Source organism: Tsukamurella conjunctivitidis (assembly GCF_007858475.1).
In the GTDB taxonomy this organism is placed as follows: Bacteria; Actinomycetota; Actinomycetes; order Mycobacteriales; family Mycobacteriaceae; genus Tsukamurella; species Tsukamurella conjunctivitidis.
This window is the reverse complement of sequence record NZ_VIGX01000002.1, coordinates 336022-359197: the sequence shown is the minus strand read 5'-3', so window position 1 is coordinate 359197 and position 23176 is coordinate 336022. Positions and strand designations below refer to the sequence as shown.

Here is a 23176-nt window from a genome sequence, read left to right as displayed (position 1 = left end):
ATGAGGCTCGCACGCGCACGGCTCGGCGACGGCTCCCTCGTCGACGTCGACGTCGCGGGCGACCGGATCGTCGCCCTCTCCCCGACCGGTACGACGCCACCCGCCGGCGACGTCCTCGATCTCGACGGCCGGCGCCTCATCCCGGGCCTGTGGGACGAGCACGTGCACGTGCGCACCTGGGCCGTCTCCACCCGGCGCATCGACGTGCGGGCCGCGACGGGTCCCGGCCAGGCGGCCGCGCTGATCCGCGCCGCGCTCCCCGCCGCGGACCCGGGGCTGCCCGTGGTCGCCGTCGGCATGCGCGACGGGCTGTGGGGCGGCGCGCCGTCGCGCCTGCTGCTCGACGAGGTCGCGCCGGACGTGCCCGTCATGGTGGTGTCCTCCGACCTGCACAGCACGTGGTCGAACGCGGCGCTCGGCCGGCTCCTGGGCATCGAGCTGGACGCGACCGGGATGCTCCGCGAGGCGGCGAGCTTCGCCGCCGCGACCCGGGTCGAATCCCTGGTGGCCGACCGGGCGGACGCCTGGGTGGGCGCGGCCCTCGCCGATCTGGGGCGACGGGGCGTCGTGGGCGTCGTCGACCTCGACTTCGACGACGCCGTCGGCGCCTGGGAGCGGCGCCCGGTGCCGCCGGTGCGGATCGATGCGGGCGTCTACCCGCAGCACCTCGAGGCCGCCGAGGCGCGCGGCGCCGGCACCGGCGCCCTGATCCGCGGGCTTGCCCGGGTGGGCCCGCTGAAGGTGATCACCGACGGCTCCCTCGGCACGCGCACCGCCTACTGCCACCGCCCGTACCCCGGGACGACGGACCGCGGCGTGCTGGAGGTCCCGCCGGAGCGGCTGGAGGAGCTGCTCCGCCGCGGCGCGGCGCTCGGCCTGACGCCGGCGATCCACGCGATCGGCGACGCGGCCAACGCGCTGGCGCTGGACGCCTTCGCCCGCACCGGGATCCGCGGCCGCATCGAGCACGCACAGCTGCTCACCGGGGCCGACCTGGCGCGGATGGCGACGCTCGGGATCGGGGCGTCGATCCAACCCGAGCACATGCTCGACGACCGCGACCTCGTCGACCGCTACTGGGCCGACCGCGCGGCGGACGCCTTCCGCGTCGGCTCGCTGGTCGCGGCGGGCATCGACGTGGTCTTCGGTTCCGACGCCCCGGTCACTCCGCTCGACCCGTGGTCGGCGATCTCCGCCGCCGTCACCCGCAGCCGCGACGGGGACCCGCCGTGGCAGCCGTGGGAGGCCGTCGACGTGGAGACGGCGCTGCGGCTCTCGGCCCGGACCCGGCTCGCCGTCGGCGAGCCCGCCGACCTGGTGGCCCTGGGCGCCGAACCCGCGCCGCACGCGCTGCGCACGATGCCCGTCGACCTCACGCTCGTGGCCGGCGGCATCACCCACTGCACGCTCTAGGGCTGCAGCCGCACCGGTGCGTACTCGGGCGCGACGAGCCGGACCCGGTTGTGCACCCGGTTCTCCCGGCCCTGCCAGAACTCGACGACCTGCGGCGCGATCCGATAGCCACCCCACTCGGGCGGCACGGGCACGTCCTGCCCCTCGAACCGCGCCTCGACCTCGGCGAAGCGCTCCGCCATCTCGGCCCGGGACGCGACCGGCCGGGACTGATCCGACGCCCACGCCCCGAGCTGCGAGCCGCGCGGCCGCAGCGCCCAGTAGGCGGCGGTCTCCCCCGGCGTGACCTTCGTGACCGCGCCCCGCACGTGCACCTGCCGGTGGATCGCGATCCACGGGAAGGTCACGGCCGCAACCGGGTTCGCCTCGACGGCGCGCGCCTTGTCGGAACCGTAGTTGGTGTAGAAGACCACGCCCCGCTCGTCGAGGCCCTTGCACAGCACCGTGCGGGTGGCCGGCAGCCCGGTCTCGTCGACGGTGGCGAGCACCATCGCATTGGGCTCGGGCGCACCGGCGGCGACGGCCTCGTCGAACCAGGCCTGGAACACCGGCACCCAGCCGCCCGCCAGGTCCTCGGGCTGCAGGTCGAAGGAGTCGCCGTCGTACTTCTCGCGCATCGCCGTCAGGTCCACTCCCGCAGGCTACCCGCGCACCGCCCGCGCGACATTAGGCTGCACAGCATGACTGAGATTCCGGGCGGACTCGAAGGCATCGTCGCGTTCTCCACCGAGATCGCGGAGCCGGACAAGCAGGGCGGGGTGCTGCGCTACCGCGGCGTCGACGTGGCCGACCTGGTCCGCGACCGGGTCACCTACGGCGAGGTCTGGGGCCTGCTCGTGGACGGCGAGTTCGGCAACCCCCTGCCCGCGGCGGAGCCCTTCCCCCTCCCCATCCACAGCGGCGACGTGCGCGTGGACGCGCAGGCCGGACTCGCGATGCTGGGCCCGCTGTGGGGCTTCGAGCCGCTGCTCGACATCGACGACGCGACCGCGCGCGAGAACCTGGCGCGCGCCTCCGTGATGACGCTGAGCTTCGTCGCCCAGTCCGCCCGCGGCCTGGAGCGCCCGGCGGTGCCGCAGCGGGTCATCGACCAGTCGCCGACCATCACGCACCGGTTCATGACCCGCTGGCACGGCGAGCCCGACCCCGACCACGTCCGCGCCATCGACGCCTACTGGGTCGCGGCCGCGGAGCACGGGCTCAACACGTCGACGCTCACGGCACGGGTCATCGCCTCGACCGGGGCCGACGTCTCGACGGCGCTCTCGGGCGCGGTCGGCGCGCTCTCGGGCCCGCTGCACGGCGGCGCACCGTCGCGCGTGCTGCCGATGCTCGACGAGGTGGTCCGCACCGACGACCCGCGCGGCGTGGTGACCTCCCGGCTCGACCGGGGCGAGCGGATCATGGGCTTCGGCCACCGCATCTACCGCGCCGAGGACCCGCGCGCCGACGTCCTCCGTTCGGTCGCGCGCGATCTGCACGCGCCGCGGTACGAGGCCGCGGCCGCCCTGGAGCAGGAGGCCAATGCCCTCTTCGCCGAGCGCCGGCCGGACCGGGCGATCTCCACGAACGTCGAGTTCTGGGCAGCGGTGATCCTCGACTACGCGGGGGTCCCGCCGCGCATGATGCCGGCCATGTTCACCTGCGCCCGGACCGCCGGCTGGTGCGCGCACATCCTCGAGCAGAAGCGCGCCGACAAGCTGATCCGCCCGTCCGCCCAGTACATCGGGCACGGCCCGCGGCAGCCGGAGGACGTGCCCGGGTGGGACACCATTAGGATTTAGGGCATGACGATCGAGATCCCCGCCGCGCTCAAGCCCGTCGACGGCCGCTTCGGCTGCGGCCCGTCCAAGGTCCGCCCCGAGCAGCTGCAGTCGCTCGTCGATACCGGCGCCTCGGTGTTCGGCACCAGCCACCGCCAGGCCCCCGTGAAGAACGTGGTCGGCCGCGTGCGCGAGGGCCTCAAGGATCTGTTCCGCCTCTCCGAGGGCTACGAGGTGGTGCTCGGCAACGGCGGCACCACCGCCTTCTGGGACGCCGCCGCCTTCGGCCTCATCCGCGAACGCAGCCAGCACTTCACCTACGGCGAGTTCTCCAACAAGTTCGCCTCGGTCGCCAAGGGCAACCCGTTCATCGGTGACCCGATCGTCGTCTCGAGCGACCCGGGCTCGGCTCCCGAGCTCGTGGCCGATCCCACCGCCGACCTCATCGGCTGGGCGCACAACGAGACCTCGACGGGCGTCGCCGTGCCGGTCAGCCGTCTCGCGGGCAGCGAGAACGCGCTGATCGCGATCGACGCCACGTCGGGTGCCGGCGGCCTGCCCGTCGACATCGCCGACACCGACGTCTACTACTTCGCGCCGCAGAAGTGCTTCGCCGCCGACGGTGGCCTCTGGGTCGCGCTGATGAGCCCCGCCGCCCTGGCGCGCGTCGAGGAGATCAAGGCCTCGGGCCGCTACACCCCCGAGTTCCTCTCGCTGCCCATCGCGGTGGACAACTCGAGCAAGAACCAGACCTACAACACCCCCGCGCTGGCGACGCTGCTGCTGTTCGCGAACCAGATCGAGTGGATCAACGGCAACGGCGGCCTGGACTGGGCCGTCGCGCGCACCAAGGATTCCAGCGACCGCCTGTACCAGTGGGCCGAGGCCAGCGCCTTCGCGACGCCCTTCGTCGCCGATCCCGCGCTGCGCAGCCAGGTCGTCGGCACCATCGACTTCGACGACAAGATCGACGCCGCCGCCGTGGCCAAGACCCTGCGCGCGAACGGCATCGTCGACACCGAGCCGTACCGCAAGCTGGGCCGCAACCAGCTCCGCATCGGCATGTTCCCCGCGATCGATCCCGAGGACGTCACCGCTTTGACCAAGTGCATCGATTTCGTGGTCGAGCGCGTGTCGGCCGACGCGTAGCGAATCGAACAACTACCCTTGCACCATGCAGGAGCTGCGGGTTGTGGGACTGGACGACGACGGGACGTCTGTGGTCTGCGAGGGCCCCGCGGGACGTTTCCGCCTGCCGATCGACGACACCTTGAAGGCAGCCGTGAGCGGTGAACTCGGAAGCGGTACCCAGACGGAGATCGAGCTGGGCGCCGACCTCTCCCCTCGGGAGATCCAGGCCCGCATCCGGGCCGGCGCCACGATCGAGGAGATCGCGGAGTTCACGGGCGCGCCGAACCACCGGATCAAGCGTTTCGCGGGCCCGGTGCTGCTGGAACGTTCCCGCGCGGCGGAGATGGCGCAGCTCGCGCATCCCGTGCGCGGCGACGGGCCGATGCACGCCACCCTCGCCGAGGTGATCCGTTCCGCGCTGGCCGAGCGCGGCCACGCCGACACCACCGAGTGGGACGCCTTCAAGGGTGCCGACAACCGCTGGGTCGTGTCGATCAGCTGGAGCGTGGGCAAGTCCCGGAACCAGGCGCACTTCAAGTTCGCGCCGGGAGCGCACGGCGGCACCGCGAGCCCCGTCGACGAGACGGCCCGCGGACTGCTGGATCCCGATGCCCGGCAGGGCCTGCGGAGCATCGAGCGCTCGGCCGACGAGCCGTTGCGCGCCGTCCCCGGCGTCCAGGGTCCCGTCGTGGAGGGCAGCGTCGAGGAGCGTCGCCCCGCCCAGGCACCCGCCGCGGCGGTCGGCCAGCACGGTCGCCGCCACCCGGAGATGCCGTCCTGGGAGGACGTGCTGCTCGGCGTCCGCGGTGGGAAGAACGGATAGGGCGTGGGTGCTACAGCCGCGACGCTCTGGTTCATCGACGTAGCCGAGCCGAAGGGCATCCTGGCGATCGTCGGCCGTCCCGACGAGGCCGCGTCCCGCGCGATCGCCGAGCAGGTGCTGGGCGAGCCCGTGCTGGGCCGGCCCGAGTCCCTCGCGCGCGCCGCCGATCCGCTGCCCGGGCACGTCTACGTCGCCGCCTGGGGCGGGCTCACCGTGGTGACCCACGCCGGCCTGCGCGTGGACCGGCCGAGCGAGCTCGACGAGTTCTGGTGGAACCTGGTTCCGGCGCACCGCGCCTTCCTGCTCAACGCCGATCCGGAACGCGCCGTCGGCGGGTTCGCCGTGCGCATCGACGGTGCCCCCAAGCGGTCGTTCGCGGCGCACCCCGTCGACATCCTCGAGGACGAGGGCCTGCCCGAGCTGTTCGAGGGCCCGTTCTGGGCCGGCGAGCACCCGCTCACCTACGCCGAGGGCGTCACCCCCGACCCGCGGGCCCTGCCCTTCCATCCGATGGAGTTCGCGGAGCAGGCGAATCGCGAGGCCCTGGGTTTCCGGTTCACGCACCCGCTCGCGCCGACGGATCTCGATCCCGCCCGGATCCAGGTCATCGATTTCGTACCCGCCTCCGGCGTCCCCGAGCAGGCTCCGCCGCAGGCGCAGACCGCCGGCCCCGACGGTGCGCCGCAGCCCCCGGTCGAGCAGCAGGATCCCGGCTACGAGGACCGCGGCAAGGTCCGCAGCTTCTTCGGTTTCTGACCTCTGCTTCTCCGCGCCAGCTGGATCCGCGATCTGCCGCGCCGACCGCTACTGCGGCTGATCGCCGATGCGCTGCCGAATCGATCCCGCCGCCGACCGGAGTGCGCGGCGTTTGTCAGGGTCGGGTTCTCCCTGCGCCTCACGGTCGAACCGGTCGGCGGCCGCAGGATCCACTTCGAGCTGCGCCAGCGCGGGGACGACGGAGAACACGTACCTCGAAGCGTCTGCGTGCAGTCGCCGAAGGACGGGAACCGCGACGCAGCGGGCCTACGAGGCTGTTGAAATCGTGTGGGACAACTCGATGGTCCGCCGCAGAGAGCTCAGCCCAGAACAGCTCTGAATCTGAATCAGTCATGGTCCGGTAGACGCATCGCCGACATCGAAGTCTGCACTACCACCTCCGAAGGTTCACTACAGAGAATACCGAATCCTGTGGGTACCCGGCCTCGCTGCATGCGCCGCGCCGCTCGGTGCACTGACCCTGCAGCTGCGACCGTCGACCTGGCGTTATGCGCGCGACGCATCGCTGTTCCGGGCGACTACTGCTCCCCGCGCGGCGCCGCTTCTCCACCCGCGGCACCGGCGGACGCGACCGCACCGTCACCGGAACGCACCGCCGCGACGGCGGCGGACCGTCGAAGCGCGTACAGGCCGCAGAGGCCGCAGGTGAGGGCGGAGACCACGCCGCCCACGAGCAGGGGCGCGGAGGGGGTAGTGACGTCGGCGATCGCGCCGAGCAGTGGCGCGCCGAGTGGCGTGCCGCCGAGGAAGGCCAGCATGTAGATGCCCATCACGCGACCGCGGAACTCGGGGTCCACGGACAGCTGCATGATGCTCATCGCCGACGTGGTGAAGGACATCTGCAGCAGCCCGACGAACACCAGCAGCACGGCCACGAGCCAGAACCACGGCACCAGCCCGGCGAGCAGTTGCACCACGCCGAAGGCGCAGCCACCGATCAGGGCGGTACGCAGCGACGCCATCCCGGTCCGGCGAGCGGCCAGCAGCGCACCGGTCAGCGTGCCGACGGCCAGCATCGTCGACAACAGCCCGTAGGCGTCGGCGCCGAGGCCGAAGCCCTGCCGCGCGAGCAGTGAGAGCGCCAGCGGGAAGTTGATGCCGAAGGTGGAGACGAAGAACACCGCGACGATCACCAGCAGCAGTTCGCGCCGTCGCCGGACGTAGGCGAATCCGGCCCGCAGCTGACCCTTCGCCCGCGGCACGGGCGGCGCGGGGAACAGCTCGCCCGGCCGCATCGCGAGCAGCGCCGCGACGATCGCGCCGGTGAAGACCGCGTTCACCGCGAACACCCAGCCGGTCCCCAATCCGGCGATGAGCAGGCCCGCGATCGCGGGCCCCACGATGCGAGCGGCGTTGAACACCATCGAGTTCAGGCCGATCGCGTTGGGCAGCAGCTCCGGCCCGACCATCTCGATCGTGAAGGCCTGCCGGAAGGGCCCGGCGACGGCCGTCACGCAGCCGAAGACGAAGGCGAGCACGAAGACGTGCCACAGCGCCACCACACCGGTGAGCGTCAGCACGGCCAGCGCCGCGGCGCACAGGGCCGCCCCGGTCTGCGTGATCATGAGCACGCGACGCTTGTCGTAGCGGTCCGCCAGCAGGCCCGCCCAGGCGGAGAGGAAGAGCGTGGGGCCGAACTGGAGGGCCATCACCACGCCGAGCACCCAGCCGCGGCCGTGCGCGAGGTCGAGCACCAGCCAGTCCTCGGCCACCCGCTGCATCCACGTGCCCACCAGGCTGACCGCCTGGCCGCCGGCCCAGAGCCGGTAGTTCCTCGTTCGCAGGGAAACGAAGACGCTCGGCACCCGTCCGATAGTAGTCCTAAGTTTTCCGGCGGGGTCTCAGACGAGCCCGCTCGACAGCGCGACGACGGCCGCGAGCCAGGCGAACACGACCGCCCCGGCGACGCCCGCGCAGAACCACCGGGCAACCGGGCGCCGACGGTACGCGGTGAGCACCGGTACCGCCCCCGCGGTACCCAGCGCGAGGAGGAACAGACCGAGCCACCGGTGCACCGCCATCACCGCCACGAACAGGCCGGACAGCACGCCCCCGCCGAGCATCGCCACGACCACCGCGACCGCGGTACCGGTGATCCACGGCGTGTACCGGGGCGCGCTCACGTGCGGGCGCGCTCGTAGAGCGCGAGCGCCGCGGCGGTCGCGACGTTGAGGGAATCGGTCCCGCGCGACATCGGGATCCGCGCCCGCACGTCGGCCGCGGCCATCGTCTCCGGTGCCAGTCCCGGCCCCTCGGCACCCACCAGGTACGCCACCCGCTCCGGCCCACCCGCGACGGCCTCCGCCACCGTCGACTCCCCCGACGGGGTCAGCGCGACCGTCCGGAAGCCGTGCTCCGCCAGCACGCCCAGCCCCGGGGCGGGCCACCCGGACGCGGGCAGATGCGCGAAGGGCACCAGCAGCACGTGCCCCATCGACACCCGCACCGCACGGCGGTACAGCGGGTCCGAGCAGCGCGGGCCGAACAGCACGGCGTCGGCGCTCAGGCCCGCGCCGTTGCGGAAGATCGAGCCGAGGTTCTCGTGGTCGTTGACGCCCTCGAGCACGACGACGGTGCGCGCGCCGTCGAGCAGCGACCCCGCCTCCAGCGGCGCGGGCCGGCGCGCGGCCGCGAGCACCCCGCGGTTGAGGTGGAAGCCGACCACCCGAGCCATGAGCTCCGCGGTCACCAGGTAGCGCGGCACCTCGGGGGCGAGGCCGTCCAGGCGTGCGATTTTCGACTCGACGCCCATGATCGCGTGCGGCACGAACCGCGAGGCCAGCATCCGCTCCACGACCGGTACTCCCTCGGCCAGCACGACACCGCGCGCGAGGTCCGGTCGCTTGTCGGCGGCGGACAGGTCGCGGAAGTCGCGCAGGCGCGGATCATCCGCGTCGCGAATCGGATAAATCGGTTGCGCCTGCACCCCACCAGCCTAATATCGAACTACGTGATCGAGATCCGTACCGCCACCGAGTCCGACTGGCCGGAGATGTTCGCGCAGGACGTGCGCGCCTTCGGCTCCCCCTTCGACGCCGAAGCGCAGCCCCTGATCCGGCGCACCCTGGACCTGGATCGGTTCGTCGTCGCCCGCGACACCACGGACGGCGCCCTCGTCGGCGTGGCGGGCTCCTTCGCCCTCACCCTGACGGTGCCGGGCGGCACGCAGCTCGCCGCGCCGGGCGTCACCTGGGTCTCCGTGGCGCCCAGCCACCGTCGGCTCGGCGTGCTGCGCGGCATGCTCGACGAACTGCACGCCCGCTACCGCGCGGAGGGCGCCGCGGTGTCCATCCTCACCGCGAGCGAGGGGACCATCTACGAGCGCTTCGGCTACGGCGTCGCGACGTCGATCGACGAGGTGACGATCGCCCGGCGCACCGCGCGCCTCCGCGATCCGCGCCCGGGGCCGCTGCGTACGCGCGCCGTCGAGGGCGCCGCGGCGAAGGGGGCCGTCGAGGAGCTCTATCGCCGATGGCACGCCGCCACACCGGGATCGGCCTCGGCGGAGCAGTTCTGGGAGCTGTTCCACGCCGACCCCGAGTGGGCGCGCTGGGGCGGATCGGCCCGCCGCTACCTGCTGCACCCCGACGGCTACGTCACCTACCGCGTGGACGAGAAGGACCGCGCACAGCTCGACGACGTCAAGGCGCTGACCGACGACGCGGCGGCCGACCTGTGGCAGACGGTGCTCGGCCTGGACATCTTCGACGAGGTGATCGCCGACCTGCCGTCCGATCACCCGTTGCGCGAGATGCTCGTCGACCCGCGGTCGGTGAAGGTCACCGACCGTAAGGACCGGCTGTGGCTGAAGTTCATCGACCTGCCGGCGGCGCTGGAGGCGCGCACCTACGCGTCGGACGCCGATCTCGTCCTCGGCGTCGACGGGCGGGCCCACCGGCTCACCGTCTCCGGCGGCGTCGCGCAGTGCCGCACCACGGAGGAGGAACCGTCGGTCTCGCTGTCCGGGCCGACACTGGCGGGGCTCTACCTCGGTGCCGTGTCACCGGACACGATGGCGCGCGCCGGTCGGATCACGGGCGATATCGGCGCACTGTCGGTTTTTCGCACGGATCGTCAACCCGAACTCGGGACTTCGTTCTGAAAGAACGGCGACAACCGACGTAGCAATACGAGAAAGGAACGGCCCTATCGGAATCGATCCGATAGGGCCGTTCGGTTATTGATCGGGATTCCGCCGGGGATTCAGCTCTGCTTCTCTTCCGCGGCGATGAGGCCGTTGAGAATGCGCACGGCGTCGTTGAGCGTCGCGCGCTCTTCGGGCGCGAGCTCGTCGAGCTTGCCGCGCAGCCACGCCTCGCGGGCCGCGGCCTCGCCCGTGATGACCTGTTCGCCCTCGTCGGAGAGGCTCACGATCACCTGGCGGCCGTCGGTGGGGTGCGGGGCGCGCCGGACCAGTCCCAGGTCGGCGAGGGAGGCGATGACCCTGGTCATCGACGGTGGCTGCACGCGCTCCCGTGCCGCGAGCTGGCCGGGCGTGAGCGGCCCGTCGTTCGCGAGCGCGTTGAGCGCGGAGAGCTGCGTCAAGGAGACGAGCGAATCGCGACGCCGGCCGCGGAGGTGGCGGGCGAACCGCACGGTGGCGAGAGCAAGATCTCCCGCCAGCCGATCGTCATTGTCAGTCACGGCGCTAGAGTACATCTGGCGAGAGCAATTCCGCGCATGAACCCCGGGAGTAACTGTGAATCTGCAAGGGAACGACCTTGGAAATGCGGTCACGGCACCCGATCTCCCCCGCGCGGCGACGGAACCCCGGCCCGTCGTGATCGCCGGAACCGTTGCGTTCGCGATCGCCCTCGTGATCACCCTCCTCGCGCGCTCGACCTTCGGCGAGGCGTGGATCGTCTGCGCCTGCGGGGTCGGCGTCGGCGCCTTCGGGGCGGCCGTCCTCACCCTGCAGCGGCGGGCGGCCCGGCGCGGGGATCGGGGAGCCCAGCGCGGCCTCGTGTGAGACGCAACACAAGAAGGCCCGCGGCGATCACGAGCGCGCCGATCGCCCAGCCGGCGACGACGTCGAGCAGCCAGTGCGCGGCCAGGTACACCCGGCTCAGTCCGATCGCGACGGTCGCCGCGAGCGCCGCGGCGAAGGGCCAGCGTCGGCCCGAGAGCGCGTGGGCGGCCACGGCGAAGGTCCCGAACACCACCATCGAGTTCAGCGCGTGCCCCGATGGAAAGCTCTCCGAAGCGATCTCGACGAGCCGCGGCGGGATCGGTGGCCGCTCCCGCCCGAAGAGGTCCTTGAGCACGACCATCAGCACGAGCCCGAACAATTGGGTGAGTCCGCAGTACAGCGCCCACACCCGGTCCTTGCGGCGCAGCAGCAGATAGAGGAACCCGGCGATGCCGATCGCCCACATCGACGCGGTGTTGCCCACCGTCGTGACCGCGCGGACCGCGGTGGTCAGCGCCTCCCCGCGGATCGAGAGCATCCAGTCGAGCGCACCCTGATCGACGGGGTTGGGCCACATGTCTCCGTCGGTCACCACCGTCCCGACTGTACGTGCAGGACACCGTCGACGACCACGTACGGGACGCGGCGCTCGGCCCGGCCCGCCGTCACGACGAGGTCGTCGTGCACGTGCACCTCCGCCGCGGCGGGCAGTTCCCCGAGCGACTGGGCGAGGGTGACGCCGGGGTGCGCGCCGCGGGCGAACCGCGCGCCGCCGGCCGGGACCCCGACGGGCTCGGCGCCCGCGAGCGGCAGGTCCAGGGTGTCGGCCAGTGCAGCCGCGACGTCCAGCCCGCCGAAGACGAGCGACGCCGCGGTGAACCGGGCGTGCGGAACGTCGAGCACGGCGGCGTCCTCGGCGTCGAGGACCTCCCCGTCGATGCCGCGGACCCGGGCCGGGAGCTCGGGGAGGCGTCGCCCCGCGATCGCCCGGTGCGCCGCGATCACCACGTCGGGCGCGGGCGTGCGCGCGGGGTCGGCGAGAGCGTCGGCCAGCACCTGCGCGTCGGCGTCGGTGCGGACGGCGTGCAGCAGCGCCGCCCGCAGGCGGGGCGCCGCGGGGTGCGTGCACGGGTCGAGCAGGCCGGCGAAGGTCGTGTCGTCCGGGGACCGCAGCCGCCCGAGTCCGGTCCGGTGGTGCAGCCACCACGCGGTGTAGCCGTCCGGATCGTCCAGCACGCCCGGCAGTTCCGCGAGCAGCGCGTACGCGGGGTCCCAGTGCTCGACCAGGTCCAGGTCGCGGACGGCGATCAGCTCGTCGGGTTCGGCGGGCAGCTGCGCCCACCACTCGTCGGCGCCGTCGAGCGTCGGGTCGGGCCCGGTCGGGAGCGGCTCGCGGAGTACGCCGAAGGACCAGCCCACCCCGATCGCGCGCAGCGCCGCCGCGGGGTGCCGGGCCTCGAAGTCGAGGGCGACGGTGCCGTACGGGTGGTCCTCCCCCAGCGCCTCCCGGAGGGGCGCTGCGGCCGCCAGCAGCTCGTCCGCGGGGTACAGGGCACCGTCGTCGCCCGGGACGGGGAGCAGGCCCAGGAAGGTCGGCCCGACGGTGCCGCCGTCGCCGAGCAGGCCCAGTACGGCCTCGGTGAGCTCGATGTCCTCGTCGGTGGGCCCGGCCTCCCAGTCGATGCGGCCCACCTCCTCCCGCAGGGCGGGATCGCCGAGCAGGTCGGCGGCGGCGAGCCGGCGCGCGCCCGCTCGCTCGAGCAGCGGGTGCTGCGCCGCGGGGTGCACGATCCGCGCCCAGGTGACCAGCGCCAGCGGCGCGGCGTCGCCCGCGACCAGCGCCGCGCCGCGCGCGCCGGTCACGACGCGGCCGTCGGCGAGCGGTACCGGCAGCGCGCCCAGTTCCTCGGCGGGGAGCCGCGCGGCGTCGAGCGCGGCGTACAGCTCGCCGTACCAGGCGGGCTCGCGGTCCCGGGGCGCCGCGTCGGCGAGGTCCGCCGCGGTCAGCTCGCGGGCGCCGAGGGCGACCAGTCGTGCCGCGTCCGGCGCCGACGACAGGGCGGGCGGGACCAGCGGGAGTTGTTCGCGCAGCAGGGTGTTCAGTTCGGGGGTGAGGCCGGGCAGGACCGCGGCCCGGTCCGGGCGCAGCCGCGCACCGTCGGGACCGGGGACCCAGGCGTGCCCGCGCAACTCGTCCTCGACGGCCTCGCGCAGCAGCGCGTCGACGGGGCCGGAGGGCGGGCGGCGCGGCGGCAGCAGCGGCAGCGGATCCGGTTGGGCGGCCACGAAGGCGGCGTAACCGCGGGCGGCGAGGGCGACGTCGGCGTCGGGATGCAGACGACGACGATCAGGCGTGGTCGGCAGGTCCGCGATCACCCGCACCGGCAGGGTCAGCGGCTCGTCGGTGCGGGTCGGCGCGTGCAAGAAGCGAGGATCCGCGCCGATGACCCAGCGCGCGTGCGGGCCGTGACCGGTCACGAGATCGGGCGTGGCGAACCGCTCCTCGCCCACGGTGATGGCCGCCAGCGCGGGGAGGTCGAGCAGGAGGTCCTCGGCCTGCGCCGCGAACTCGGCGAGCAACCCGGCGTCGGCACCGACCAGTACGACCTCCGTGGCGAAGCCCTCCCGCGGCGGCGTCGCCACCGGATAGGGCAGCCGCATCGCGGCGACGTCGGCGAGCCCGGCGTCCGCCCGGGAGCGCTCGGCGGAGAAGGCGATCCCGCCCTCGGCCGAACGGATCTCGACGTGATCGGTCACGGTCAGGACCGCGGCGAAGCCGACCCCGAACCGTCCGATGGTAGGAGTGGCGCCCCCGGAGACACCGGCCTTGGGCGAGACGCGCAGCGCGGCGAGGGAGGCGACCCCCGCCTTCGACAGCGGGGCGCCGGTGTTGGCGACGTGCACGCCGTCGGCATCGGTCCACACGGCCAGCTCCCCGGGGATCCCCGCGGTGGTGGCGGCGTCGGCGGCGTTCTGCGCCAGCTCGACCGCGACCCGATCGCGATAGCCGACGGTGACCAGGTCCCGCTCCGCGGCGAGGTCCTCCGCGGCGCGCGTGGGCGAATCGCGCCAGGCGGCGAGGGTCGCGCGGCGCAGCGCGGCCGTACCGAACGGATCGGCGGCCATGTCAGGCCTGCTCGGCGGGGACCTTCTCGACGGCGCCGTCGTCGTAGGGCTCGTACGCGGGGCTCCCCTGGCCCGACGGTGCCGTCACCGAGGAGTGCGCGCCGCAGCCGTAGTGCGCGTGCACGACGCGGCCGTCGGCGGAGTACTCGTTGCCGCACGCGCCGAACGCGGCGCCCAGCGCGCCGGCCAGCGGCAGGAAGAAGGCGCAGTCGCCGCAGTGGTAGCGGGTGGCGCGGGCCATCTCCGATTCGGGACCGAAGTCGCCGGCCAGCCAGCGCTCGGCGGCGTCGAGGCGTCCGATCCGCGACATCACGCGCTCGAGGTTCACACCGATCTCGCCGGCCACCTCGTCCACCGCGGGGTCCCCCGAGAGGGTGTGACCGGGCTCGATGCGCGCATCGTTCTCGCGGGGCGGCAGCACGTCGCCCGGGGCCAGGTCGCCCGCGCGGATCCGCTCCTCCCACGGCACCCATTCGGGCGCGGTGAGCGAGCCGGGGCCGGGCAGCAGGGCGGTCTCGGAGACGGTGAGGTCACCACCGGGGGTGGCGGCGATCACGGCGCACCACTGCCAGCCGCGGTAGGCGGGCAGGTCGGCCTCGAAGTAATGGGCCACCGCGAACTCGTCCTCGACGACCGTGGCGACGTGCGCACCCACGCGGGCGCCCTCGTCGGCCTCGAGTACGGCGCGCGCGAGGTCGACCGCGGCGCCTGACTGCAATGCGGAACTCACCCGTCCGATTGTGCCGGATGGCGGGCGCGCAGGTGCAGGCGGGCGGCACACGCCCCCGCAGACGGCATCGCCGCGGATGCGGAACAATGGTCGGCGTGAGCGGTCATCCGGGGCAGCAGCAGTATCCCCCCGACGAGCCCCGGCGCCGTCCGGGGCCGACGCCGCACGCCCACAGCGGGCAGTCCGTGCGGCAGGGGGCGACCGGCGGCGGGGACGGTGCCGCGCGGCCGCAGTACACGACGAACCACCATCTGCCCCCGCTCGAGGACACCCCGTCCGCCGCCGACCGGCGCGCGGCCGAGGAGGAGCAGCGGCGGATGCCGCGCAAGATCACCGTCACCCGGGTGGCGGCGATGCGCAGTCGCGAGATCACCGAGGCGGGGATCGCGAAGTGGCGGCAGGCCACGACGGCCGACGGTGCCGACAAGTCCGGCCTCACCGCGCTCACCTACCCGGTGATCCTCAACAACGCGGTCGACGCCGCGATGATGGTCGCGCTGGCGAACACCCTGTTCTTCGCCGCGGCGCAGGCCGAGTCGAAGTCGAAGGTCGCGCTGTACCTGCTGGTGAACATCGCGCCCTTCGCGATCATCGCCCCGTTCATGGGGCCGCTGCTGGATCGCATCCAGCACGGGCGCCGGGTGGCGCTGGCGGCGTCCTTCGGGATCCGGGTCGTGCTCGCGGTGCTGCTCATCACGAACTGCGAGTACGACCCGATAGCGAACACGGTGAACTTCGATCCGTGGGTGCTCTATCCCTGCGCGCTCGCCATGATGGTGATGAGCAAATCCTTCTCGGTGCTCAAATCCGCGGTGGTGCCGCGGGTGTTGCCACCGTCGATCGACCTGGCGCGGGTGAACTCCCGGCTCACCCTGTTCGGCCTGGTCGTGGGGTCCGGCCTGGGCGGCGCGATCGCCTCGGGCGCCGAGTTCGGGCTCAGCCGGATGCTGCACATCCCGGGCGGCATGTACGCCCTCATGGTGTTCGCGGTGCTCGGCGCGGTGCTGTGCATGCGTATCCCGAAGCGGGTGGAGAGCACCGCGGGCGAGGTCCCGACGACGCTCTCCTACACCGGTGCGATGGCCCGGAACGCGGAGTACGCGGCGTCCGTGTCGGGCGCCGGGGGACGGACGGGATTCGGGGCGGCGTTCAAGAACCTGCGGGTGCCGCTCGGCCGCAGCGTGGTGACCGGGCTGTGGGGCAACACCACGATCCGCGTGCTCACCGGCTTCCTCACGCTGTACGTGGCGTTCTACAGCAAGGCGCAGCAGGCGACGGGCGGCTCCGCCACCGAGTCCCTCATGATGATCGGCGCGGTCGGCGCCGCCGCGGGCATCGGCAACTTCATCGGCAACGGCATCGGCGCGCGCCTGCAGCTGCCGCGGCCCGCCCGGATCGTCGTGCAGGCGACGGTCGCGGCCACCGTCGGCGCGATCATCGCGGCCGTCTTCGGCAACCTGGTCGTCGTCGCGGCCGTGACCTTCATCGCGTCGGGGGTCTCCGCGCTGGGCAAGGTCTCGCTCGACGCCTCGATCCAGGACGACCTCCCCGACGAGTCCCGCGCCTCGGCGTTCGGCCGGTCGGAGACCGCGCTGCAGCTCGGCTGGGTCGGCGGTGCCGCCCTCGGCGTGCTGCTGCCGCCCACCCTGTGGATCGGCTTCGCGACCGTCGCCGCGATCATGGTCGTCGGCACCGTGCAGACCGTCCTCACCTACCGCGGCGGCTCGCTCATCCCGAACTTCGGCGGCAAGCGCCCGGAACACGTCCCACCCACGATGAACGCGCACTCATGATGAACGGGGTCCTTCGATGATCAAGCCCAGCCCGAAGCTGCTCCTCGCCGGAGCGGCCGTCGTCGTCGCCGTGGCCGTCCTGTTCGCGTTCACCCTCGTCGCCGCCCTGAAGAACCGTGACGAGCCGAAGCCCCGGCCGGCGCTGCAGGCCACCGTCGGGAAGACGATGCTGAACGTCGCGCCGATGCAGTTCTGCACCAACGTCCAGGCAGCGCAGTGCGACACCGCGCAGCGCCCGGTCAAGCTTCCCGTCGAGGCGGGCGAGGCGATCGTCATCTCGCTGCCCGACTACATCACCGAGCGCCCCTGGTTCCTCACCGTCCAGCGCTACGACGCGAAGCGCGGACAGGCGAAGCTCGACACGATCACCCACGTCGATCCCGCGTCCGCGACGCTGGTTCTCAAGTCGACCGAGGACCTGTGGGTCGCCGCCGTCGAGATCAACGTGCCGTCGCAGTACCAGGACGCTTCGGGCAATCTCATCGCCCAGGCGGTCTGGGGAATCGACACGACGCCCAAGGACTTCGCGCTGGTCCAGAAGCCATGACCAGGGCCGAATAGCGGTCACCCGGTCCGTCCCGGTAGCCGGAGCGCGGACAGGGCGCCGAGGGCCGTGACGGCGGCCATCACCCCGAAAGCCGGGTGCAGCGCGATCTCCGCGGGCGCGTGCGCGAGCCCGGCCTGCAGGACGAGCGCGACCACCGCGACGCAGATCGCGCCGCCGAGCTGTTGCGCACCCCGGGTGAACATCGACGCGTGCGGGAGCTGATCGCGGGACAGTCCCGTGTACGCCGACGAGACGATCGGCACGAGCACCGCACCGAGCCCGAGGCCGCGCACGAACAGGACGAGCGCGAGGACGACGGCATTGGTGCCGGCCGTGACGAAGGCGAAGGGCACCGTCGCGACCGCCATCAGCGCGAACGCGGTCCCGGCCACGAGCCGCGGACCGAAACGGTCCACCAGGCCGCCGACGAAGAACCGCGGCGCGAACGCCCCTACGGCCTGCGGCGCGAGGAGCAGCGCGGTGGCGAGCGCGCCGTCCCCGCGGACCGTCTGCCAGTAGAGCGGCAGGAGGAACATCGTCCCCATGAGCGCGCCGCCCGCGACCAGGCCCGCGAGCGTGGACGCCGCGACCGTCGGGATGCGCAGGAGCCGCACGCGCACGAGGGCACGATCGCCGATGCGCAGCGCGCGGACCCCGAACGCCGCGATGAGGGCCGCGCCCGCCGCGACGAGCAGAACGAGGACCGGCCCACCGTCCTCGGCCAGCTCCGCGAGGCCGTAGAAGGCGAGCACGATCCCGGGCACGAGCAGCGCGAGACCCGTGCGGTCCAGCGGCGGCGCAGCGCTGCCCCGCGCCGGCGCGTCGTCGGGCAGGACCCGGATCGCCGCGGCGGCGGCGAGGGCGCACAGCGGCACGTTGATCGCGAACATCCATCGCCAATCCGCCCAGTGCAGGAGGGCGCCGCCCAGGACGGGGCCGATCAGTGGGCCGAGGGCGATCGGCACACCCAGCGCGGCGGTCACCCGCGCGATGGAGCCGGCCCCGGCCGCGCGCACCGCGATGGTCTGCATGTTCGTCATCAGCACGCCGGCCGCGGCGCCCTGCACGGTGCGGAAGGCGATGAGGCTGGCCGGGCTCCAGCTCAGTGCGCACAATGCGGACCCGGCAGCGAAGACGATCAGCGCCGCCAACCACAGACGCCGACCGCCGAGGCGCGCGTCGAGCCAGCCGCAGAGCGGGATCGTCACGACGAGCGCGAGCAGGTACGCCGTGCTCACCCACTGGATGGTCGCGACGTCGGTGTGCAGGTCGACGACCAGCGTGTGCACTGCGATGGTCAGCATCGTGGTGTCGAGGATCGGCGCGAACGCGCCGAGGACGAGGGTCGCGATGAGAGCGCGCATCGGGCGCGCCCGCTCCCGCACATTAGATACAGTCATGTATCTAATGTGCGGCACGTTGATAAGATACGCAAGTGGACTCAATTTCCGATGCCCCGCGCACCCGCCGCCGCGGCGCGGCGCTCGAGGAGGCGATCCTGGAAGCGGCGTGGGACCAGCTCGCCGACGCGGGCTACGGCGACTTCACACTCGAGGCGGTGGCCGCACGCGCCGGAACGTCCCGGTCGGTGCTGTACCGCCGCTGGCCCGGGCGAGTGGAACTGCTGCGGGCCGCGTTCGCACACCGGGGCGGCTCGCCCGTGGCGGAGCAGCCCGCGACGGGCTCCCTGCGCGGCGACGCGATCGCGCTGCTCACCGCCATGTCGGAGCACCGCGTCGAGCTGATGATCCTGCTGCAGACGCGGCTCGGCGGGTTCTTCGCCGAATCCGGCGACTCCCCCGCGGACGTGCGCGAGCTCATGGTCGGGCCGCGAGCGGGATCGATGCACGAGGCCGTCGCCCGGGCCGTCGACCGCGGCGAGATCGACCCCGCACGGGTCACCGACCGCATCGTGCGGCTCCCGGCGGACCTGGTGCGCCACCAGATGGCGATGACCCTGCAGCCCGTGCCGCCCGAGGACATCGCCGAGATCGTCGACGACTGCTTCCTGCCCCTCCTGGTCGCGCGCGAGCGCTGACCGGAGGCGGAGCGCCTACGAGTCCAGCTCGCGGGCGATCTCGCGGAGCACCTTGGCGATCTGCTCGGAGGCCTTGCGATCCGGGTAGCGCCCCTTGCGCAGTTCGGGCTGCACACCCACGTCGAGCAGCTGGATCATGTCCTCGATCAGCACGTTCAGGTCCTCGGCGGGCCGACGGTTCGCGGCCGGCCGGCGGCCGCGCTGCGCGCCGGCGGCGGCACCGCGGGCGACGCTCGGGGCCGGCTCGAGCACGGTCACCGTCAGCGCCTGCGGACCGCGACGCCCGGCGGCCATGCTGAACTCGACCCGCTGACCCTGCCGCAACCCGTCGGTACCGTCGGGCAGCGCCGACGACCGGACGTAGACGTCCTCGCCGCCCTCCTGGGAGAGGAAGCCGAAGCCCTTGTCCGTGTCGTACCACTTGACCTTGCCGGTAGGCACTTCTCGTCACCCGCTCTGCACTAAGAACAACAAAACGCGCCCCGCGAACGGCGAGACGCACTGGGACTAGTCTAGAGGAATGGGCAAGTTCGTTTCCGTCGCCGTCTCCACCTCGATCGCACTGTTCGCGATCGGGCTGATCGCGATCGCCGCCCTGTTCCTCACGCCGCTCCTCACCGACGGCACCACGGCCCCCACCTGGGTGTACGCGCTGACTCCGCTCGCGCCCGTCGGCTTCCTCGTGGGCGTGGTCGCGGTGATCCTCGGCGGTCGGGCCGGAGACGGCGAGCCACGGCCATGAGGCCGCTCGTCGACCGCTACGGGCGCGTCGCACGCGACCTGCGAGTCTCCCTCACCGACCGGTGCAACCTGCGGTGCACCTACTGCATGCCCGCCGAGGGGCTGCCGTGGCTGGCGAACGAGCACGTGCTGACGGGGCCCGAGATCGACCGGCTCATCGCCATCGGGGTGCGCGACCTCGGAATCACGGAGATCCGATTCACCGGCGGCGAACCGCTGCTGCGCGCCGACCTCGACCGGATCGTCGCGCACGCCGCCGCCCTGGAGCCGCGCCCTGAGATCTCGCTGACCACCAACGGACTGTCGCTGGCGCGGCACGCGGCGAAGCTCGCGGGCGCCGGCCTGGATCGCGTGAACGTCTCGCTCGACACCGTCGACCGGCAGGAGTACGCGAAGGTCACCCGGCGCGACCGCCTCGACGACGCGCTGGCCGGCCTGCGGGCCGCCGCCGACGCCGGGCTGACCCCGGTGAAGGTGAACGCCGTCCTGGGGCCGGGGCGGCTCGACGACGCGCGCCCGCTGCTGCGGCTGTGCCTCGAGGCCGGGTACGAGCTGCGGATCATCGAGCACATGCCGCTCGACGCGGACCACACCTGGGACCGCGGGACCATGATCACCGCCGAGCAGATCCTGGCCGAGCTGCGTCGCGAGTTCACCATCACGCCCGACGGCGAGCCGCGCGGCAGCGCCCCCGCGGAGCGCTTCCTGGTCGACGGGGGCCCGGCGACGGTGGGCGTGATCGCGTCGGTCACGCGCCCCTTCTGCGGCGACTGCGACCGCGTGCGCCTCACCGCCGACGGCCAGATCCGCACGTGCCTGTTCGCGGCCGACGAAACCGATCTCAAGCCTCTGTTGCGCGGCGGCGCGAGCGACGCGGAGATCGCCGACGCGTGGCTCACCGCCATGCTCGGCAAGCAGGCCGGCCACGGCATCGACGACCCGACCTTCCTGCAGCCGGCGCGCCCTATGAGCGCGATCGGGGGCTGACGGTGCTGATCCGGTACTTCGCCGCCGCCCGCGCGGCCGCGGGGGTCTCCGAGGAGACCGTGCCCGTGCCCGAGGACGCCACGGTCGCCGACGTCGCCGCGCTGCTCGCGGCGCGCCACCCCGGGCTCGACCGGGTGCTCACGCGCTGCAGCTTCCTGCTCGACGAGGTGGCGGTGCGCGACGTCGACGCCCCCGCGACGGGCGCGATGCTCGACGTGCTGCCACCCTTCGCCGGCGGGTGACGCTCGCGTGATGTCAGTCACACTCCGCAAAATCACGGTCCGGTAACGGTTGGGCCACGGGGCGGGTTCTGTTACCGTCGCTGAGGGCCGCAGCAGCAGCCACCCGATCGTACGCAGCGCAGAGCTTCGTCCAGCGTTCGATCCGGGAAGCGCACCACGATCTACACCTGGACGAAGGCGGAGGAACCATCCGCGGCCGCGAGGCCGCAGGGCGTACGCCCTAGGGGTCAAGCCGGGCAACCGGCCGAGCAGCCTCTCGCTCGAACCCGACAGCTAACTTCGCACGCGCGTAGAGAGGAAAGACTTCACACGATGACCGGTCGTCACCGCAAGCAGTCCACCACCAGCCTGAGCGCCGCGAAGGTCGCCGCTGCCGGCGCGATGCTGGGCGGCGCGGGCCTCGCGCTCGCCGCCCCCGCCGCGAACGCCGCCCCCGACTCCCAGTGGGACCAGGTCGCCGCGTGCGAGTCCGGCGGCAACTGGGCCATCAACACGGGCAACGGCTACCACGGCGGCCTGCAGTTCAGCCCGTCGACCTGGGCGTCGTACGGTGGCACGCAGTACGCCCCCACCGCGAACCAGGCCAGCCGCGCGCAGCAGATCGCGATCGCCGAGAAGGTCCTCGCAGGCCAGGGCAAGGGCGCGTGGCCGTCCTGCGGCGTCGGCCTCGGCTCCCCGACCCCGCGCACCGTCTCCCCCACCGACACCGGTGCGACCAAGCCGGTCACGAAGCCCGTGAGCAAGCCCGCTGCCAAGCCGGCCGCGAAGCCCGTCGCCCAGCCGGTGGCGAAGCCCGCTGCCAAGCCGGTCGCCAAGCCCGCCGCGAAGCCGGCGGCGAAGCCCGCCAAGCCCGCCGCGCAGGCCGGCCAGTCGGTCAACTCGCAGTACATCAACCAGGTCATCTCGCAGGCCCAGGGCGGCGGCCAGCAGGTCGATCCCGCCGTGCTCGCCATGCTGCAGCAGGCCGCGGCCAAGGGCTACTGAGCCCGACCGCACCACGCACGTCCCGAGAGGGGTCGTCGGCATCACGCCGACGGCCCCTTTTCGCTGTTCCCGGGTCGGACAGCGGGACGGAATGCGCGACACCCGCCCGGTCACGGGACGGTAACGTTTTGCAGCTGCACACAGTCTGCTAAGTTCGGGGACGTTACTCGCGCACGCACAGCTCAGCAGGAAAGAGAGCACCGATGAACGCTCACCGCACCTCGCGCACCGCCGGCAGAATCGCCGCGGTCAGCGCCCTGATCGCCGCCGCGGGCCTCGTCGTCGTCGCTCCCGCGTCGGCGGCGCCCGGCTGCCCCTGCGCCACGCCCGGCCCCACCCCCGGCGCCCCCGCGAAGCCCGCGACCGCCACGCCCGGCGGCGCTCGGCCCACCGCGGTCGTGCCCGGCGTCGTCCCGGTGGTCGTGCCCGGCCTGGGCGGGATCGGCACCGGCGCCCCCGGCGGCCGCATCGGCGGCGTCCCGGCCGGCGTCAGCGGCGTTCCCGCCGGCATCGGCGGCGCGGCCGCGCCCGCGGGCACCGGCGTCACGGGCTCCCCGTCCGGCCGGACCGGCGGCGCTCCGGCCGGCGTGAGCGGCGTTCCCGCCGGCATCGGCGCGGCCATCCCCGCGGGCATCGGCGGCGTTCCGGCCGGCACCGCGGGCTCCCCGTCCGGCCGCATCGGCGGCGTCCCGGCCGGTATCAGCGGCATCCCCGCCGGCGTCGGCACCGCTGCCGTTCCCGCCGGCATCGGCGGCGCGGCCATCCCCGCCGGCATCGGAGCCGCAGCCATCCCGGCCGGCGTCGGCGGCACGGGCCTCCCCATCTCCACCGCGAACGGCATCGGCAGCACGGCGGGCGTCACCACGAACGGTGCGGGAGCGCGCGGCGTCGGCAGCGCGGCGGGCGCCGGCACGAACGGCATCGGCACGGGCGTGGGTGCCCGCGGCGTCGGTGGCGCCGCCGGGGTCGGCACGGGCGGTATCGGCGCGCAAGGCCTGACCGCGTCGGTCGGTGTGCCCGGCGTCGGCGTCCCCGGCGCGGTCCGGCCCCTGATCCCCGTCATCCCCGGGGTCGTTCGGTAGCCCGCGATCCCTCTCTCGCCCGACGGCCCGCTCGACGTGCCGTCGCGCCCGGACACCCCCGGTGTCCCTCGTTCACTCCGCGCGCGTCGG

25 protein-coding genes and 1 riboswitch are annotated in these 23176 nt (G+C 73.3%); of the genes, 15 read left to right on the top strand and 10 right to left on the bottom strand.

Annotated elements, in window-relative coordinates:
• Positions 1-1413, top strand: coding sequence for an amidohydrolase (locus FK530_RS05710; protein ID WP_146486038.1), 1413 nt, complete (start codon positions 1-3; stop codon positions 1411-1413).
• On the opposite strand, the gene pdxH is transcribed toward FK530_RS05710, so the two are convergent.
• The gene (pdxH, locus tag FK530_RS05705; protein ID WP_146486314.1) at positions 1410-2030 is read right to left on the bottom strand and encodes a pyridoxamine 5'-phosphate oxidase; all 621 of its coding nucleotides are present in this window, start codon (positions 2028-2030) and stop codon (positions 1410-1412) included. The two genes, FK530_RS05710 and pdxH, sit on opposite strands and share 4 nt — an antisense overlap.
• 63 nt (positions 2031-2093) lie before the next feature.
• Between pdxH and FK530_RS05700 the strand changes: the two genes are divergently transcribed.
• From FK530_RS05700 to FK530_RS05685, 4 genes are read left to right on the top strand one after another with little or no spacing between them, the layout of a single operon-like run.
• The gene (locus FK530_RS05700) at positions 2094-3197 is read left to right on the top strand and encodes a citrate synthase 2 (protein ID WP_146486036.1); all 1104 of its coding nucleotides are present in this window, start codon (positions 2094-2096) and stop codon (positions 3195-3197) included.
• Between the two features lie 3 nt (positions 3198-3200).
• On the top strand, positions 3201-4325 hold the full coding sequence (gene serC / locus FK530_RS05695; RefSeq protein WP_146486034.1) for a phosphoserine transaminase: 1125 nt from the start codon (positions 3201-3203) through the stop codon (positions 4323-4325).
• 25 nt (positions 4326-4350) lie between these two features.
• Positions 4351-5130 (top strand): septation protein SepH, encoded by a 780-nt coding sequence (gene sepH / locus FK530_RS05690; RefSeq protein ID WP_146486032.1) that lies wholly within the window; start codon positions 4351-4353, stop codon positions 5128-5130.
• A gap of 3 nt (positions 5131-5133) precedes the next feature.
• The gene (locus FK530_RS05685; RefSeq protein ID WP_146486030.1) at positions 5134-5886 is read left to right on the top strand and encodes a DUF6928 family protein; all 753 of its coding nucleotides are present in this window, start codon (positions 5134-5136) and stop codon (positions 5884-5886) included.
• 539 nt (positions 5887-6425) lie between these two features.
• Here FK530_RS05685 and FK530_RS05680 read toward each other — a convergent pair.
• Genes FK530_RS05680 through FK530_RS05670 form a run of 3 tightly spaced genes read right to left on the bottom strand, consistent with a single transcriptional unit; the run spans position 6426 to position 8833 of the window.
• Positions 6426-7712, bottom strand: a complete 1287-nt coding sequence (locus FK530_RS05680; protein ID WP_146486028.1) for an MFS transporter — start codon at positions 7710-7712, stop codon at positions 6426-6428.
• Between the two features lie 36 nt (positions 7713-7748).
• The gene (locus tag FK530_RS05675; RefSeq protein ID WP_146486026.1) at positions 7749-8030 is read right to left on the bottom strand and encodes a DUF2537 domain-containing protein; all 282 of its coding nucleotides are present in this window, start codon (positions 8028-8030) and stop codon (positions 7749-7751) included.
• The gene (locus FK530_RS05670; protein WP_231706509.1) at positions 8027-8833 is read right to left on the bottom strand and encodes a TrmH family RNA methyltransferase; all 807 of its coding nucleotides are present in this window, start codon (positions 8831-8833) and stop codon (positions 8027-8029) included. Before FK530_RS05670 ends, FK530_RS05675 begins: the two co-directional genes overlap by 4 nt.
• Before the next feature lie 24 nt (positions 8834-8857).
• Here FK530_RS05670 and FK530_RS05665 point away from each other — a divergent pair, with 24 nt between their 5' ends.
• Positions 8858-10009 carry a GNAT family N-acetyltransferase gene (locus FK530_RS05665; RefSeq protein WP_146486024.1) on the top strand — a complete coding sequence of 384 codons (1152 nt, stop codon included), beginning with the start codon at positions 8858-8860 and terminating at the stop codon, positions 10007-10009.
• 101 nt (positions 10010-10110) lie between these two features.
• Here FK530_RS05665 and FK530_RS05660 read toward each other — a convergent pair whose 3' ends face one another.
• The gene (locus FK530_RS05660; protein ID WP_146486022.1) at positions 10111-10566 is read right to left on the bottom strand and encodes a MarR family winged helix-turn-helix transcriptional regulator; all 456 of its coding nucleotides are present in this window, start codon (positions 10564-10566) and stop codon (positions 10111-10113) included.
• Positions 10567-10606: 40 nt separating this feature from the next.
• On the opposite strand from FK530_RS05660, the gene FK530_RS05655 reads away from it, so the two are divergent.
• Positions 10607-10876, top strand: coding sequence for a DUF2530 domain-containing protein (locus FK530_RS05655; protein WP_231706508.1), 270 nt, complete (start codon positions 10607-10609; stop codon positions 10874-10876).
• On the opposite strand, the gene FK530_RS05650 is transcribed toward FK530_RS05655, so the two are convergent.
• The 3 genes from FK530_RS05650 to FK530_RS05640 are packed head-to-tail and all read right to left on the bottom strand — an operon-like array spanning position 10815 to position 14672.
• Positions 10815-11411 (bottom strand): phosphatase PAP2 family protein, encoded by a 597-nt coding sequence (locus FK530_RS05650; protein WP_146486013.1) that lies wholly within the window; start codon positions 11409-11411, stop codon positions 10815-10817. The genes FK530_RS05655 and FK530_RS05650 overlap by 62 nt on opposite strands.
• A complete protein-coding gene (locus FK530_RS05645; RefSeq protein WP_146486011.1) occupies positions 11405-13942 on the bottom strand; it encodes a sacsin N-terminal ATP-binding-like domain-containing protein in 2538 nt (845 codons plus the stop codon). Before FK530_RS05645 ends, FK530_RS05650 begins: the two co-directional genes overlap by 7 nt.
• A 1-nt stretch (position 13943) precedes the next feature.
• The gene (locus tag FK530_RS05640; RefSeq protein WP_146486010.1) at positions 13944-14672 is read right to left on the bottom strand and encodes a DUF3027 domain-containing protein; all 729 of its coding nucleotides are present in this window, start codon (positions 14670-14672) and stop codon (positions 13944-13946) included.
• Positions 14673-14758: 86 nt separating this feature from the next.
• Here FK530_RS05640 and FK530_RS05635 point away from each other — a divergent pair, with 86 nt between their 5' ends.
• Positions 14759-16465: an MFS transporter gene (locus tag FK530_RS05635; protein ID WP_146486008.1), complete on the top strand. Its 1707-nt coding sequence runs from the start codon at positions 14759-14761 to the stop codon at positions 16463-16465.
• Positions 16466-16481: 16 nt separating this feature from the next.
• Positions 16482-17012 carry a DUF2771 family protein gene (locus FK530_RS05630; RefSeq protein WP_146486006.1) on the top strand — a complete coding sequence of 177 codons (531 nt, stop codon included), beginning with the start codon at positions 16482-16484 and terminating at the stop codon, positions 17010-17012.
• A gap of 17 nt (positions 17013-17029) precedes the next feature.
• Here FK530_RS05630 and FK530_RS05625 read toward each other — a convergent pair whose 3' ends face one another.
• The gene (locus FK530_RS05625; protein WP_146486005.1) at positions 17030-18412 is read right to left on the bottom strand and encodes a DHA2 family efflux MFS transporter permease subunit; all 1383 of its coding nucleotides are present in this window, start codon (positions 18410-18412) and stop codon (positions 17030-17032) included.
• A 35-nt stretch (positions 18413-18447) separates the two neighbouring features.
• Here FK530_RS05625 and FK530_RS05620 point away from each other — a divergent pair, with 35 nt between their 5' ends.
• Positions 18448-19050: a TetR/AcrR family transcriptional regulator gene (locus tag FK530_RS05620; protein WP_166443256.1), complete on the top strand. Its 603-nt coding sequence runs from the start codon at positions 18448-18450 to the stop codon at positions 19048-19050.
• A 15-nt stretch (positions 19051-19065) separates the two neighbouring features.
• Here FK530_RS05620 and FK530_RS26855 read toward each other — a convergent pair whose 3' ends face one another.
• A complete protein-coding gene (locus FK530_RS26855; protein WP_146486003.1) occupies positions 19066-19491 on the bottom strand; it encodes a cold-shock protein in 426 nt (141 codons plus the stop codon).
• 79 nt (positions 19492-19570) lie between these two features.
• Here FK530_RS26855 and FK530_RS05610 point away from each other — a divergent pair, with 79 nt between their 5' ends.
• The 5 genes from FK530_RS05610 (at position 19571) to FK530_RS05590 (ending at position 23086) form a co-directional block, all read left to right on the top strand.
• On the top strand, positions 19571-19792 hold the full coding sequence (locus tag FK530_RS05610; protein ID WP_146486002.1) for a hypothetical protein: 222 nt from the start codon (positions 19571-19573) through the stop codon (positions 19790-19792).
• Positions 19789-20778, top strand: coding sequence for a GTP 3',8-cyclase MoaA (gene moaA, locus FK530_RS05605; RefSeq protein ID WP_146486000.1), 990 nt, complete (start codon positions 19789-19791; stop codon positions 20776-20778). Before FK530_RS05610 ends, moaA begins: the two co-directional genes overlap by 4 nt.
• Positions 20775-21020, top strand: a complete 246-nt coding sequence (locus FK530_RS05600; RefSeq protein ID WP_223120778.1) for a MoaD/ThiS family protein — start codon at positions 20775-20777, stop codon at positions 21018-21020. Before moaA ends, FK530_RS05600 begins: the two co-directional genes overlap by 4 nt.
• Before the next feature lie 140 nt (positions 21021-21160).
• Positions 21161-21322: riboswitch (cyclic di-AMP (ydaO/yuaA leader) on the top strand.
• Positions 21323-21332: 10 nt separating this feature from the next.
• Positions 21333-22004 (top strand): transglycosylase family protein, encoded by a 672-nt coding sequence (locus FK530_RS05595; RefSeq protein ID WP_146485997.1) that lies wholly within the window; start codon positions 21333-21335, stop codon positions 22002-22004.
• Positions 22005-22207: 203 nt separating this feature from the next.
• Positions 22208-23086: a hypothetical protein gene (locus FK530_RS05590; protein WP_146485995.1), complete on the top strand. Its 879-nt coding sequence runs from the start codon at positions 22208-22210 to the stop codon at positions 23084-23086.
• Positions 23087-23176: the final 90 nt, after the last annotated feature.

What these genes read in the sequence shown, in the direction of transcription:
- FK530_RS05710 (WP_146486038.1), top strand. Translation starts at nt 1, where the DNA reads ATGAGGCTCGCACGCGCACGGCTCGGCGACGGCTCCCTCGTCGACGTC.
- pdxH (WP_146486314.1), bottom strand. Translation starts at nt 2,030, where the DNA reads ATGCGCGAGAAGTACGACGGCGACTCCTTCGACCTGCAGCCCGAGGAC.
- FK530_RS05700 (WP_146486036.1), top strand. Translation starts at nt 2,094, where the DNA reads ATGACTGAGATTCCGGGCGGACTCGAAGGCATCGTCGCGTTCTCCACC.
- serC (WP_146486034.1), top strand. Translation starts at nt 3,201, where the DNA reads ATGACGATCGAGATCCCCGCCGCGCTCAAGCCCGTCGACGGCCGCTTC.
- sepH (WP_146486032.1), top strand. Translation starts at nt 4,351, where the DNA reads ATGCAGGAGCTGCGGGTTGTGGGACTGGACGACGACGGGACGTCTGTG.
- FK530_RS05660 (WP_146486022.1), bottom strand. Translation starts at nt 10,566, where the DNA reads ATGTACTCTAGCGCCGTGACTGACAATGACGATCGGCTGGCGGGAGAT.
- FK530_RS05645 (WP_146486011.1), bottom strand. Translation starts at nt 13,942, where the DNA reads ATGGCCGCCGATCCGTTCGGTACGGCCGCGCTGCGCCGCGCGACCCTC.
- FK530_RS05635 (WP_146486008.1), top strand. Translation starts at nt 14,759, where the DNA reads ATGGTCGGCGTGAGCGGTCATCCGGGGCAGCAGCAGTATCCCCCCGAC.
- FK530_RS05630 (WP_146486006.1), top strand. Translation starts at nt 16,482, where the DNA reads ATGATCAAGCCCAGCCCGAAGCTGCTCCTCGCCGGAGCGGCCGTCGTC.
- FK530_RS05625 (WP_146486005.1), bottom strand. Translation starts at nt 18,412, where the DNA reads ATGACTGTATCTAATGTGCGGGAGCGGGCGCGCCCGATGCGCGCTCTC.
- FK530_RS05610 (WP_146486002.1), top strand. Translation starts at nt 19,571, where the DNA reads ATGGGCAAGTTCGTTTCCGTCGCCGTCTCCACCTCGATCGCACTGTTC.
- moaA (WP_146486000.1), top strand. Translation starts at nt 19,789, where the DNA reads ATGAGGCCGCTCGTCGACCGCTACGGGCGCGTCGCACGCGACCTGCGA.
- FK530_RS05595 (WP_146485997.1), top strand. Translation starts at nt 21,333, where the DNA reads ATGACCGGTCGTCACCGCAAGCAGTCCACCACCAGCCTGAGCGCCGCG.
- FK530_RS05590 (WP_146485995.1), top strand. Translation starts at nt 22,208, where the DNA reads ATGAACGCTCACCGCACCTCGCGCACCGCCGGCAGAATCGCCGCGGTC.